The sequence below is a fragment of the Catenulispora sp. GP43 genome, assembly GCF_041260665.1.
In the GTDB taxonomy this organism is placed as follows: domain Bacteria; phylum Actinomycetota; class Actinomycetes; order Streptomycetales; family Catenulisporaceae; genus Catenulispora.
In genome coordinates, this window is the sequence record NZ_JBGCCT010000006.1 from 296,959 (window position 1) to 310,606 (window position 13,648).

Consider the following 13,648-nt stretch of genomic DNA (forward strand, 5'->3'; position numbering starts at 1 on the left):
CAGCGCCCGATTCGGCCCGGCGCGCGTCCGCCTCAACCGCGCCCCGTCCGCCGGTCGTGGATCCGCGGCGTCTTCCAGCTGACCGGCGCGGTCGCGTCCAGCACCGTCTCGGCGTCGGCGACGACCACGTCGAGGTCGGTGCCGAAAGCCTCGCGGCAGGCGGCGATCGGCGCGTCGAGCTGCTGCGGGAGCACGCCGTCGTGCTCGGGCGTCAGTACCAGGGTCAGCGCGTCGCGGCCGTCGCGCTCGCCGATCAGGATCCTGTGATCAAGATATCCGCTGATGCCCGTGATCAGCACGTCCTCCAGGTCGTAGACCGTCGTCTCGACGCCGTTCACCGACAATCGGGCCGCCGCGCGTCCCAGCACCTCGACGCTGCCGTCCGGATACAGCCGCACCAGGTCGCCGGTGCGGTAGCGGACCAGTGGCTTCGCTCCCTGATACAGGTGTGTCGCCACCATCTCGCCGCGTAGGACGCCGTCCGCGTCGGGGGCCGCGGGCTCCAGCGACACCGGGTCCACGACCTCGTAGTGGTTCAGCAGCGGGGTCAGGCGCAGATCGCCGTCGGCCGAGCCGAGTGCCAGGACCGATGACTCCTGCGATCCGTACAGTGCCAGGTGGGCCTCGGCGTCCCAGAGTTCGCCGATGTGCGCCAGCAGGCTCGGCGGCGCCGTCTCGCCGGTGAGCATCAGGACGTCCATCGCGAAGTCCCGGCGCGGGTCGGAGCCCGCGCGGACCGCGGCCTTCGCCAGGGCCACAGCCATGCCCGGGGTGCAGAACAGGCCGGTCACCGGCAGCTCGCGCATGACGCGCAGGGCGCGTTCGAAGCCGATCATCGGGGAGTACGGCCACATCTTGATGCTCGCGTAGCCCAGGTTGCGGCAGACCTCGGTGAAGGTGTCGCCGTGCGCGTGCAGTTCGCTCGGGCCGCACACCCCCATGACCTGCTCCGCGCCGAACCGGCGGAGCAGCGGTTCGTACTGCACGGTCATTCCCCGGACGGCCTGCCCGACCAAGCGCTCGTTGTGGCCGAGTCCGTAGATGTCCGCGGTATCGAGCATCCGCACGCCCGCGTCGAGCGCGCGGTGCACGGCCCGCAGCGCCTCGCCGCGGTCCACCGGTCCGCGGAACTCGCTGAGCCCCATACAGCCCAGTCCCTGGGCCGGGACGCTCAGTGCGCCCAGCCGTCGAACCGGTATCGGCCCGAGCTCGGCGGACTGCTCATGTACCCCTTGACCTGGGGCGATGGCATGAAGCATGTACCCTCCTGATGCGGTGTGGCGGCGCCGGCGAGGATGGTCGCGCCCAGCATAGGAAAGTTAGGATTCTTATGTAAGGACTAGAAATTAGTAGGCTGATATGCTGCGCGCGACAGTCTGTTCGAAAACGGACGACGGGTGCGTGAGCGCATCGCGGCGGGCGATCCGAGCATGCCCGTGCGCGTTTTTCGCAGGGCCCGGTCCGCCGGGCATCCCAGCGGCGCTCCGCGCCCCGGCGGACTCATGCGTCCCGCTTCCCGGGTGGCGGTATAGGTAGGCCATTACCATGACCTTGACCACTTTTGGGCCGCTGAGTCCCGGATACCGGTGACCCTTCCCCGCCGGAGACGGAGGCTGACAACTCTATGGCTGACTTCACCGCCGAATCCGTGCCCGCACAAACCCTGACGATGTCCCGCGGCATAGAGACAGACGAGCTTGTCACCCGCAAAAGGCTGCGCCTCAACCGCGACCCCAGCCGCGTCATCGCCAAGCTCTTCGTCCCCGGAGCGCAGCCCCCGGACATGAACTCCCGGGCCGGGGGCGTGGTGCGCCGGGTCCTGGCGCTGTCGGAGGAGGAGGTCGAGAAGTCCTACGCGCACATCCTGGAGGCCTTCGGCTCGCGGCACCGCGACCTGGAGGGGACGTTCTCTGAGAACTTCCGCACCATCGAGCACCGCGTCGGCCACGGCACCCGCGTCTCCGAGCGGCGCAAGCTGCTGATCGGCGCGCATTTCACCCACGAGTACGCGATCGAGGGCGCCGCGCTGACCAACCCCTCGATGGTCCCGCATCCCGACCAGAGCGGGTTGCAGCCCGGCGAACTCCGCTTCCTGATGAGCGCCCGCGCGATCGGCGAGGGCCACCTGTCCTGCGTCGAGTTCCGGACCGGCGTCATCGGGCCGCGCGGCGACCTGCGGGTGGACCGGCCCTCGCCGCACGCGTCCATCGGCCAGGTGCGCGCCACGCACTACGAGCGCGCGATGCTGGCGGCCGCCATGGCCGGCGAAGACGACGAGGTGCTCGCCTACCTGCTGCACCACCTGCCCGAGCGGTTCACGGACGCCGAGCTGGAGGCGCGGCTGGGGGAGCTGCCCCCGCAGCTGCTGGTGCAGGAGAACACCTACCGCACGGTCTCGCGCGTCCACTGGTTCCTGGCCTGCCAGTACCAGCTGGAGTTCGGCGCCGGGGCCGACGTGTCCGAGCACGTCCTGTGGCCGCAGTCGCCGACCGAGCGGCGCGGCATCGAGGACGCGCGGTTCGTGCGCTGCACGGAGCCGGACGGCTCAGTGGTGTACCGCGGCACGTACACCGCCTACAGCGGCACGGAGTCGGCGACCCAGCTCGTCGAGACGGCCGACTTCCGGACGTTCCACATGGCGCAGCTCTTCGGCACGGCCGTGGGCAGCAAGGGCCTGGCCCTGTTCCCGCGCCGGCTCGGGGGCCGCCATCTGGCGCTGTCGCGCTGGGACCGGGAGAGCAACGCCCTCGCGACGTCGGACGACGGCCGGATCTGGCACCGCTCGCACAGCCTGGAGGCCCCGCTGCGCCCCTGGGAGCTCACCCTGGTGGGCAACTGCGGATCGCCGATCGAGACCGACGCCGGCTGGCTGGTCCTCACCCACGGCGTCGGTCCGATGCGGACCTACGCCCTCGGCGCGATGCTGCTGGACCTGCGGGACCCGGCGCGCGTCGTGGGCACCCTGCGGGACCCGCTGCTGATCGCGGCGCCCGACGAGCGGGACGGGTACGTGCCGAACGTCGTGTACTCGTGCGGCGGGCTCAGGCACGAGGACCTGCTGGTGATCCCCTACGGCTTCGGGGACATGGGGATCGAGTTCGCGACGGTGCCGGTGTCCGGGCTGGTCGACCGGCTGACCGGCTGACCGGCTGACCAGGCACTTAGCAAGTACATACAAAAAACCGGGCCGGCCGCGGCGTACACCGCGGCCGGCCCGGCCCGCCACGCTACTGCTGCGGCGCGAGCAGGAAACGGACCCCGCCGTCGTCGGCGACCGTCGCGTCCAGCTGCTGGTCGTTCAGGGCCTGCGCGGCCTCGGCCTCGAGGAAGACGCGGGCCGGCCCGGTCTCCACGACGGCGTCGCCGGAGTGCGGACCCTGGCTGAGCGACAGAGAAAGTTGCCCCTGCCCGCTGTTCTGGGCCGCGCCGTGCGAGACGATGCGCAGCCCGGCACTTTCGTCGGGCAGATCGGATTGCGTGGTCAGGTTACGGACGGCCTCGGCGGCCCGGTCGGTGAGAGTCAGCAAGACTTCCTCCCGGTGCTTGTCGTCGGATGGGTACTCGAGGCGGTTACCCGGTCCCTGAGTCCTAAACATCAGGTGGAGGTCGAGCCGGGTCACCTGTCACCCGATCGGGTGTGTTTACGGACGGCTTCACGGGTTACCGGATAGCGATGCCGACCAGCCTGGTCGGCCGGGATCGAGGAGCCACCGGATGAGCGTGACCGACCGCCGTGACGTGATCGAGGTCCTGTCCGGCGAGCACCGTGCGGTCGAGCAGCTCTTCGAGCGCCTGGAGGCCGGGGGCCCCGAGGGCGCGCGCAAGCCGCTGGTGGACGCCCTGGCGCTGGAGCTGGCCTGGCACGCCGCCGCCGCGCAGCGCTACCTGCTCCCGCTGGCGCGCCGCACGCTGGCCGACGGCGAGGAGCTGGCCGACCGGCACGCCGCCGAGCACCTCACCGTCGAGCACATGGTGCGCGACCTGGAGGACAAGGACCCCTCCGACGCCCGGTTCGAGCCGCTGCTGGCGCAGCTGGTGGCGGCGGCGCGCGGGCACATCGAGCACGAGGAGCGGATCACCTTCGTCGAGCTCACCCGGGAGTGCGACCAGAGTGAGCTGCTGGCCGCCGGGCAGCAGATGGCCGCGGCTCGGCGGCGGGCGGACAGCGCGGCCGTGCCGGCCCAGGTCGGGGCCGATACCGCGGCCGACAACGCGGCCGGCAGCGTCGTCGACCGGGTGCGCGCGGTGCTCTTCGACACCTGAGCACGCCCGGGCGTACCGGACCTGAGCCGGACTGCCCGTGCCGGGGAGCCTGCGGGGGAGAAGACTGGGGGTGGAAGGAGGTAGCGATGAACGCCTTCGAGGAATACGACATCGGCAGCGTCGTCCGCTGCCAGGGCGAGCGCTGCGGTCACGTGGTCTGCATCGTCGTCGACCCGGTCGCCGAGCGGCTCACCCACCTGATCGTGGTGACCCCGGGCGGAACCGCCGGACGCCTGGTCCCGGCGGAGCTGGCGCGCGCCGACGCCCAGGGGGTGCGTCTGAGCTGCACCCGGGACGAGTTCGCCGCGCTGGAGCCCTCGGTCGCGACCCACTTCCTCACGGCGCCGGACGCCGAGCGGCGGTACGGCTTCCAGGAGGGAGAGGTCGTCTACTGGCCGCACTACGGCCTGGTGCCGGGCACGGACATCGCCGGCGCCGAGACGATGGGCTCCTCGCGCATCGAGCTCGAGGACCGGGTCCCGGCCGGACAGGTGCGGATCCGGCGCGGGGAGCGGGTCGCGGCCAGCGACGGGCACATCGGGCACGTCCGCGGCCTGGTGGTGGACCCCGGCGACGAGGCGGTCACCCACGTGCTGCTCGACGAGGGCCACCTGTGGGGCCACAAGCGGGTGGCGATCCCGGTGGGCGAGGTCTCCGGCATCGACGCCGCGGGCGTCACCGTCCGGCTGACCAAACACCAGATCAAGGACCTGCCATCGGTGGAGGTCGCCGGGCTGGACTGATCGCTGTGCGGGAAGAGAAACAGAGCACGAACCGCCCGCGCCCGGCTGTCTTCCGCCGGTGCGCGGCACTGGTACAGGATGGGGGGTATCGGGCGTGGCCCGCGCCCCGTATATGAACGGCGGACTGCATGGAAGCCCCTGAGACCCGGCCGGACCGGCCGGCCTCCACCGACCCGCGCCTGGAGCGGATCCTCGGCGCGCTGCGCGCCGTGCGCGACGGCGACTTCCGCCGGCGCATCGTCGTCAGCGGGGACGACGTGGTGGCGGAGATCTGCGTCCTGTGCAACGAGATCGCCGAGGCCAACCAGGGCTACCTGGCCGAGCTGGAGCGGGTCGGGGCCGCGGTGGGCCGGGACGGGGCGCTCGGGCAGCGCCTGGCCCCCGGCGCCGGGGCCGGGGACTGGGAGCGGCAGCGCGAGACCGTCAACGTCCTGCTGGACGATCTGGCCCGGCCGCTGCTGGACACCGGCCGGGTGCTGGCCGCGATCGCCCAGGGCGACCTGTCCCAGCAGGTGGTCGTGGACGGCCGCGGCGACCTGGCCGACGTCGGCCGGACCCTGGACGACATGCGCCTGACGCTGCGCACCCTGGCCTCGGAGGTCACCAGGGTGGCCGGCGAGATCGGCAGCGACGGCCGGCTGGGCGGACAGGCCGAGGTGCCCGGGGCCGCGGGCACCTGGAAGGACCTGACCGACTCGGTGAACCTGATGGCCGGCAACCTCACCGGCCAGGTCCGCGACATCGCCCAGGTGGCCACCGCGGTGGCCCGGGGCGATCTGACCCGGCAGATCACCGTGGACGTGCGCGGGGAGCTGCTGGAGCTGAAGACCACCCTGAACACCATGGTGAACCAGCTGTCCGGGTTCGCCGACGAGGTCACCCGGGTGGCCCGCGAGGTGGGCAGCGACGGCATCCTGGGCGGCCAGGCCCGGGTGCCCGGCGTGGCCGGCACCTGGAAGGACCTCACCGACTCGGTGAACCTGATGGCCGGCAACCTCACCACCCAGGTGCGCAGCATCGCGCGGGTGGCCACCGCGGTCGCCTCCGGGGACCTGACCCAGACCATCGACGTGGACGTGCGCGGGGAGATCCTGGAGCTCAAGGACACCCTGAACACCATGGTCGAGCAGCTGTCCGGGTTCGCCTCGGAGGTGATCCGGGTGGCCCGCGAGGTCGGCACCGAGGGCCGCCTGGGCGGGCAGGCCCAGGTGCCCGGGGTCGCCGGCCTGTGGCGCGACCTCACCGACGCGGTGAACTCGATGGCCAACAACCTGACCAACCAGGTGCGCAACATCGCGCAGGTGACCACCGCCGTGGCCCAGGGCGACCTGGGCAAGAAGATCGACGTGGACGCCCGCGGGGAGATCCTGGAGCTGAAGACCACCATCAACACCATGGTCGACCAGCTCTCCGGCTTCGCCGACGAGGTCACCCGGGTGGCCCGCGAGGTGGGCACCGAGGGCAACCTGGGCGGCCAGGCCCGGGTGCGCGGCGCCTCGGGCACCTGGAAGGACCTGACCGACAACGTCAACGTCATGGCGAACAACCTGACCGGCCAGGTGCGCAGCATCGCCCGGGTGGCCACCGCGGTGGCCTCCGGCGACCTGACCAAGAAGATCACCGTGGAGGCCAAGGGCGAGGTGGCGGCGCTGGCCGAGACCTTCAACGGCATGGTCGACACGCTCTCGGCGTTCGCCGACGAGGTGACCCGGGTGGCCGGCGAGGTGGGCACCGAGGGCATGCTCGGCGGCCAGGCCCGGGTGCCCGGCGTGGCCGGCACCTGGAAGGAGCTCACCGACCGGGTGAACGTGATGGCGGACAACCTGACCAGCCAGGTGCGCAACATCGCGCAGGTGACCACCGCGGTGGCCAACGGCGACCTGACCCGCCGGATCGACGTGGACGCCCGGGGCGAGATCCTGGAGCTGAAGACCACCCTGAACACCATGGTCGACCGGCTGTCCGCGTTCGCCTCCGAGGTCACCCGGGTGGCCCGGGAGGTCGGCACCGAGGGCAAGCTCGGCGGCCAGGCCACGGTCGAGGACGTCTCGGGCACCTGGCAGCGCCTCACCGAGTCGGTGAACCAGCTGGCCTCGAACCTGACCACGCAGGTCCGCGCCATCGCCGAGGTCGCCACCGCGGTGACCGAGGGCGACCTGACCCGGGCGATCACCGTCGACGCCTCCGGGGAGGTCGCCGACCTCAAGGACAACATCAACCAGATGATCGCCAACCTGCGCGCGACCACCAACGCCAACCAGGAGCAGGACTGGCTGAACACCAACCTGGCGCGCATCGCCGGCCTGCTGCCGGGCCGGCGCGACCTGGCCAGCGTCGCGGCCATGGTGCTGGAGGAGCTGGCGCCGCTGGTCTCCGCGCACAGCGCCGCGTTCTTCCTGGCCGAGTCCGAGGACGGGCCGCTGGGCTTCGCCGAGGAGGCCGCCGACGTCCGGCTGCGGATGATCGCCGGGTTCGGCTACGCCGCCGCCCCCGGCGAGGGCCCGGTCTTCGCCCCGGGGCAGGGGCTGGTCGGGCAGGTCGCGGTGAGCAAGAAGACGGTCGCACTGACCGGCGCGCCGGCCGGGTACGTGCCGATCCGCTCCGGGCTGGGGCAGACCGACGCCACCAACGTCATAGTGCTCCCGGTGCTCTTCGAGCGGCAGACGCTCGGCGTGATCGAGCTGGCCTCGGTCAACGAGTTCACCCAGACCCACCGCGACTTCCTGGAGACCCTCAAGGAGACGATCGGCACCGCGGTCAACACCATCACCACCAACGTCCGCACCGACGCGCTGCTGCGCGAGTCCCAGCGCCTGACCACCGAGCTGCAGAAGCGCCAGAGCGACCTGCAGGAGTCGAACAACGAGCTCGAGGACAAGGCGGCGCAGCTGGCCCGGCAGAACAAGGACATCGAGATCAAGAACACGGAGATCGAGCAGGCGCGCCTGACCCTGGAGGACCGCGCGCAGCAGCTCGCCCTGGCCTCCAAGGTCAAGTCCGAGTTCATGGCCAACATGTCGCACGAGCTGCGCACCCCGCTGAACAGCATGCTGATCCTGGCCCGGCTGCTGGCCGACAACGTCGACGCCAACCTGACCGCGCGCCAGGTGGACTTCGCCCAGACCATCCACTCGGCCGGCTCGGACCTGCTGGAGCTGATCAACGACATCCTGGACCTGTCCAAGATCGAGGCCGGCCGGATGGAGGTGCAGAACGAGTCCTGGCCGATCGCCGACCTGGCCGAGGGGCTGGCCGCCACGTTCCAGCCGCTGGCCGCGGAGAAGGGGCTGCGGCTGCGCGTGGACGTCACCGCCAACGCCCCGGCCACCGTCACCGCCGACAGCCAGCGGGTCCAGCAGATCCTGCGCAACCTGCTGTCCAACGCGGTGAAGTTCACCGACACCGGCGAGGTGACGCTGCGGGTCACCGCGGCGCGCGGCGCGCACGGCGAGCCGGCGGTGGCCTTCGCGGTGGTGGACACCGGGATCGGGATCGCCGAGGACAAGCTGGAACTCATCTTCGAGGCCTTCCAGCAGGCCGACGGCACCACCAGCCGGCAGTACGGCGGCACCGGGCTGGGCCTGTCCATCAGCCGCGAGCTGACCCGGCTGCTCGGCGCGGAACTGCGGGTGTCCAGCGCGCCGGGCCGGGGGAGCACGTTCACCCTGCAGCTGCCGATCGAGCCGTCGGCCGCGGACGCCAAGGCCGAGCCGGCCGCCCCGGAGCGCCCGGCCGCCGCCGAGGCCGGCGACGCCCAGGCCCCGGCCGTGGTCCTGGTGATGGAACCGGCCGGGACCAGCACGCTGGCCGACGCGGTCGAGTCGGTGCTGGAGGAGCTCACCGGGATGAAGGGCCGGGTCGCGGTGACCCGGCTGTCGGCGGCGGCGGATCTGAACGGCGCGCTGGCCGGCGGGACGCGTCCGGTCTGCGCCGTGGTGGATGTCGGCTGCCCGGAGCCGGAGGTGCGTGCCGTCCTGGACGCCGTCGGCAGCGGCACCTCCGGCACCCCGGTCATGCTCTACGAGTCGGTGGCCGACGACGGCGCCGCCGAGGCCCTGCGCCGCTCGGTCCGCGACGCCGCCCGCTGGGAGGTCGCGCACTCGGTCCCGCAGGTCGCCGAGCGGGTGACGCTGCACGTCCTGACCGGCGCGCCGCGGCTGAACGGCCCCGGTGCCGAGCCGGACCGCCCGGGCCGGGAGCTGCCGCGCTTCGACGGCCAGAAGGTCCTGGTCATCGACGACGACATCCGGAACGTCTTCGCGCTGACCAGCGCGCTGGAGCTGCAGGGCCTCACCGTGGTCTACGCCGGCAACGGCCGGGAGGGCATCGAGCTGCTCAAGCAGAACGAGGACGTGGCGCTGGCCCTGATGGACATCATGATGCCGGGGATGGACGGCTACGCCACCACGGCCCGGATCCGCGCGCTGGACGGCTTCCGCGATCTGCCGATCGTCGCGGTCAGCGCCAAGGCGATGAAGGGGGACCGGGAGAAGAGCCTGGCCGCCGGGGCGAACGAGCACGTCACCAAGCCGGTGGACATGGACCTGCTGCTGCGGCTGATCAAGGATCTGATCAACGCCTGAGCGGTATGTGAGATTCGGCTCAGCCACGGCTCAGCCACGGCGGGTTCCGCGGGTGCGGGAGCCGCGCTGCGTGGGACCATGGGGGTGGCGCGCCATGTCGTGGACGGATCGGTGGCGGGTCGGATTCGGGCGGGCCGGGAACCGGCCTGGCCGCTGATCCGTCCAATCTCATGGCGGCACAGGCATCAGGGGCGAGAACGTAAAGGGCTGACCGTATGACTCAGGACTTTGCGTCGGACGACCGCAACGAGCGGACCCCGGTGCGCCCGGCGGCTGCCGCCTTCGCCGCCGAGCGCCGGCAGCTGCTCCACGACCAGCGCGCGCACCGCCGCGACGCCCTGGTCGACCAGGCGGTCGGCGTGGTCATGGCGCGCTCGGCGTGCGGCTCGGCGGAGGCGGTCGCGCAGCTGGCGGCGATCGCCGAACGCACCCGGCGCCCGCTGGCCGACGTCGCCGCCGACGTGGTGGCCGAGGCCTCCGGGCGGGCGGTGGAGCCCGCGGAGCGCTCGGACATCCTGCGCCTGCGCCCGGAGATCGCCGGCCTGGACCGCGCCGCCGACGGCGACGACCTGGCGCGCGTCCTGATCACCGAGGCCCTGGGCTTCTCCCACCCCGGGGCCGCCGCCATCGGCCTGCTCGACGACGAGGGGACGGTGGCCGTCGTCGGCTCGCACGGCTTCCCGGCCCGCGGCATCCGGCGCTGGCGCCGCATCCCCCCGGCCGTGGACTGCCTGATCAACCGCGCCCTGCGCGCCGGCCTCCCGGTCTGGACCGACGCCACGACCGCCGACCCGCCCCCGCCGCTCGGCGAGCCGGCCGGCGCCGACCGCGCCCGCACCCGGGTGGCCGTGCCGGTGCGCTTCGGCCGCGCGGTGATCGGCGTGGTGGAGCTGGCCTGGCCGGCGTCCGCGGAGCTGGACGAGCGGGCCCGGCGGCACGCCGAGGCGGTGGTGCGGTCGGTGGGGCCGAGCCTGCTGCGGACGTTGGGGACGGATGGGGGTGCGGGACCGGCTGGCTCGGCGAGCTCGGGCGCCGCGGCCGGAGCGGCGGCGCAGGCGGACTCGGCTGGATCGCCGAGCTCGCCCGACCCCGACTTCGCCCTCGTCCCGGCCGGCTCCGCCGCCGAGGACTCCGCCTGGCAGGACCTGCTGGACCTGATGGAGCAGCCCGCCCTCGCCCTGCTCGAGGACCCGGTGGCCCCCGGCGCCCTCGGCCGCTTCCGCGTCATCGGCGCCAACCAGCCGGCTGCCGAACTGATGAGCCCGGCCCCCACCGACGGCACCCTGGCCGCGGCCGCTCCCTGGCTGCTCGCCGGCGACCTGCCCGAGCGCCTGGCCGCCGTGCTGAACACCGGGGCGCCCTACCGGCTCCGGGTGCAGACCGGGCCGCTCGGGGTCGACGCGCTCACCGTGGTGCGGGTCGGGGCCGGCACGCTGGTCGTGGTCTGCGAGCGTGCGTCGCTGGACCCGACCGCCGCCGAGGGGACGCTGGAGCGGCTGGCGCGCTTCGGTACGTGGCGCTGGGACGTCGACGGGGACCGGGTGGCCTGGTCGGCCGAGGCGCTGCGGATCGTCGACGCGCCGGGCCTGGGCGACTCGGCCGGGATCGACCGGCCGCCCTACACCGTGCACCCCGACGACGCCGAGGCCGAGCGGCGGTTCGTCAAGACGCTGACCGTGGAGCGCCGGCCCGCCGAGGCCGAGTTCCGGATCCTGCACTACGGCGGGGAGCCGACGCGGGTGCGGGTGACCGCCGAGCCGGCCGGCGAGGACGGCGCCGACCACACGGTCGTCGGCGTGGTCCAGGACGTCACCGAGTGGCGCCGCGCCGAGACCGGCCTGGAGGTGGCCCGGGTGCAGCTGGCCGCCCAGCGCTCCCGCGCCGACGCCGAGCGCCAGCTGGCCTCCGCGCTCCAGCAGGCCGTCGTGCCCAGCGCGGCCCGCAACCAGCCGCCGCGCAGCGGGGTGCAGATCGCCGCGCGCTATCGCCCGGCCAGCGCCTCGGCCGGCGTCGGCGGGGACTGGTACTCGGTGTTCCCGCTGCGCGACGACAAGCTGCTGCTGGCCATCGGCGACGTCGCCGGGCACGGCCTGCCCGCCGCCTCGGCGATGGCCGACCTGCACCACGGCCTGCGCGGCATGGCGCTGGCCGAGACCCGCCCGGGCCGGCTGCTCACCCTGCTCAACGAGCTGGTCGAGACCATGCCGCAGTTCACCATCGCCAGCGCCTGCGCCCTGCTCTGGGATCCCGCGACCCGCCGTCTGACCTGGGGCAACGCCGGGCATCCGGCGCCGCTGCGGATCCGCGCCGGGGTGGCCGAGCCGTTGTACGACGCGGTCGGGCCGATGCTGGGCGCCGACCCGCGCGCGGTGTACGAGGACTGCGAAGCCGACGTGGCCAGCGGCGACGTCCTGCTGCTGTACACCGACGGCCTGGTGGAGCGCCGCCGGGCCGGCGACGACGAGACCTTCGCGCACCTGCTGCAACAGACCAGGAACCCCGACACCGACCTGGACCGTTACGCCGACCGCCTCCTCGAAAGCGCGCGCTCGGACACCGACGACGACGTGTGCGTGCTGGCCGTCCGCTTCGAATGACCGCGGTGGATCGCGGCACCGACGCGATTCCGAACGCGGTCCGAACGTTTGATCCGCCGTGGACCGGTCAACCGGAGGAGGTCGGGCGCCAGGAGCGGACAGAGCGGGAAGCCTGGGCCGTGGGGGACGGTCGAAGGAGAGGATGCATCGTGCGGGGCGTCGAGGTGGCACAGCTGACCAGCCGGATCAGGACGCCGCGGGGCGCGTCCGTGGTCCTGACGGTCCCGGCGGACAAGGAATACGTGGTCATCATCCGTTCGGCGGTGGCGCAGCTCGGGGCGTGCTTCGGCTACACGGTGCGGGAGATCTCCGATCTGCGGCTGGCCGTGAACGAGGCCTGTGCGCTGCTGGTCGTCGGCCGGACCTGCGCCGACGGCACCATCGAGTGCCGCGCCGAGGTCCGCGACGGCACGCTGCGGGTCACGCTGGCCGCCCCGGCCGGGGCCTTCGACGTCCCGGACGTCGGCGGCCTGGGCTGGACCATGATGGGCGCCCTGGTGGACGCGGTGTCCTGGGCCCAGGACGGGGTCACGGCGCGCGTCGTCCTCAAGAAAAGGCACGCTGACCAGGACATCTGATTCCTTCGGGGAAACTCCTGATACTCCCGGTGAGCAGAATCGGCGATATGCCGCAAACTGGAAGTGGGGGGTGACGCGCGAAAGGGAGAGGAGGCCGGTCCTGATGACCGCCACCGTGAACCGTGTGATCGGACACCAGTACGTGATCGGCAGCCGCGTCTACTGTGCGGAGTGCCCCTGCGGATACCTGACCTCGGCGGTCGTGGACCCCGCGACCGGCCGTCTGGAACACCTGATCGTGACGCCGGACCACGGCATCGACTCGCGCCTGGTCCCGTTCGCCACCGCGCACTGCGAGGGCCGAGCCGTCCGCCTGGGCTGCACGCTCGACGACTTCAACGCCATGGAACCGGCGGTGGACGTGCACATCACGCCGATGGACCCGGCCCGCCCGCCCCGGCACGTCCCGGAGGAGGAGAACTCGGCCTGGCCGTTCTTCGACCTCGGCCCCAGCGAGCCCGCGCTGGGCCTGGCCGCCCCCGAACCGGTGCTCATGCCCCGCATCGCCTACGACGACCACGTCCCGGTCGGCGAGTCGCGCATCTACCCGGGCGACCACGTCCACGCCAGCGACGGCACGATCGGCCACGTGCGCGGCGTCGTGGTGGCTCCGGAGGGCGACATGGTGACGCACATCCTGGTCGACGAGGGGCTGCTGCGCGGGCACAAGCGCGTCGCGATCCCGATGGAGCTGGTCGGCGGCGTCGGCGTGGACGGTGTCCGGGTGCTGATGACGCGGCGGGAAGTGAAGGAACTGAGTCCCTGCGAGATCGTGGAGCTCACCCCTGAGCTCACCCCTCCACTTTAAAGCTATACCCGACCCCCGCTCTTGCGGCAAGGGCGGGTGGATCGCGCACAATCATCGCCCGGAGCTTTGAGCTGCG

Annotated in this window: 9 protein-coding genes; 7 read left to right on the plus strand and 2 right to left on the minus strand. The window is 72.6% G+C overall.

Features of this window, described 5'->3' with window-relative positions:
* Positions 1-32: 32 nt before the first annotated feature.
* Complete coding sequence (locus tag ABH926_RS15470) at positions 33-1,145, minus strand: aldo/keto reductase (RefSeq protein WP_370366237.1); 1,113 nt, start codon at positions 1,143-1,145, stop codon at positions 33-35.
* Between the two features lie 479 nt (positions 1,146-1,624).
* Between ABH926_RS15470 and ABH926_RS15475 the strand changes: the two genes are divergently transcribed.
* Entirely contained in the window at positions 1,625-3,145 is a 1,521-nt protein-coding gene (locus ABH926_RS15475) for a glycoside hydrolase family 130 protein (RefSeq protein WP_370366238.1), read from the plus strand.
* Positions 3,146-3,227: 82 nt separating this feature from the next.
* Here ABH926_RS15475 and ABH926_RS15480 read toward each other — a convergent pair whose 3' ends face one another.
* On the minus strand, positions 3,228-3,527 hold the full coding sequence (locus tag ABH926_RS15480) for an adhesin (RefSeq protein ID WP_370366240.1): 300 nt from the start codon (positions 3,525-3,527) through the stop codon (positions 3,228-3,230).
* A gap of 187 nt (positions 3,528-3,714) precedes the next feature.
* Between ABH926_RS15480 and ABH926_RS15485 the strand changes: the two genes are divergently transcribed.
* The 6 genes from ABH926_RS15485 (at position 3,715) to ABH926_RS15510 (ending at position 13,572) form a co-directional block, all read left to right on the plus strand.
* The gene (locus ABH926_RS15485; RefSeq protein WP_370366241.1) at positions 3,715-4,263 is read left to right on the plus strand and encodes a hemerythrin domain-containing protein; all 549 of its coding nucleotides are present in this window, start codon (positions 3,715-3,717) and stop codon (positions 4,261-4,263) included.
* Between the two features lie 86 nt (positions 4,264-4,349).
* On the plus strand, positions 4,350-5,006 hold the full coding sequence (locus tag ABH926_RS15490; RefSeq protein ID WP_370366242.1) for a hypothetical protein: 657 nt from the start codon (positions 4,350-4,352) through the stop codon (positions 5,004-5,006).
* Positions 5,007-5,134: 128 nt separating this feature from the next.
* Positions 5,135-9,589, plus strand: a complete 4,455-nt coding sequence (locus ABH926_RS15495) for a HAMP domain-containing protein (RefSeq protein WP_370366243.1) — start codon at positions 5,135-5,137, stop codon at positions 9,587-9,589.
* A gap of 215 nt (positions 9,590-9,804) precedes the next feature.
* The gene (locus ABH926_RS15500) at positions 9,805-12,186 is read left to right on the plus strand and encodes a SpoIIE family protein phosphatase (protein WP_370366244.1); all 2,382 of its coding nucleotides are present in this window, start codon (positions 9,805-9,807) and stop codon (positions 12,184-12,186) included.
* A 149-nt stretch (positions 12,187-12,335) separates the two neighbouring features.
* Positions 12,336-12,764 carry an ATP-binding protein gene (locus tag ABH926_RS15505; protein WP_370366245.1) on the plus strand — a complete coding sequence of 143 codons (429 nt, stop codon included), beginning with the start codon at positions 12,336-12,338 and terminating at the stop codon, positions 12,762-12,764.
* Positions 12,765-12,867: 103 nt separating this feature from the next.
* Positions 12,868-13,572 carry a PRC-barrel domain-containing protein gene (locus ABH926_RS15510; protein ID WP_370366246.1) on the plus strand — a complete coding sequence of 235 codons (705 nt, stop codon included), beginning with the start codon at positions 12,868-12,870 and terminating at the stop codon, positions 13,570-13,572.
* Positions 13,573-13,648: the final 76 nt, after the last annotated feature.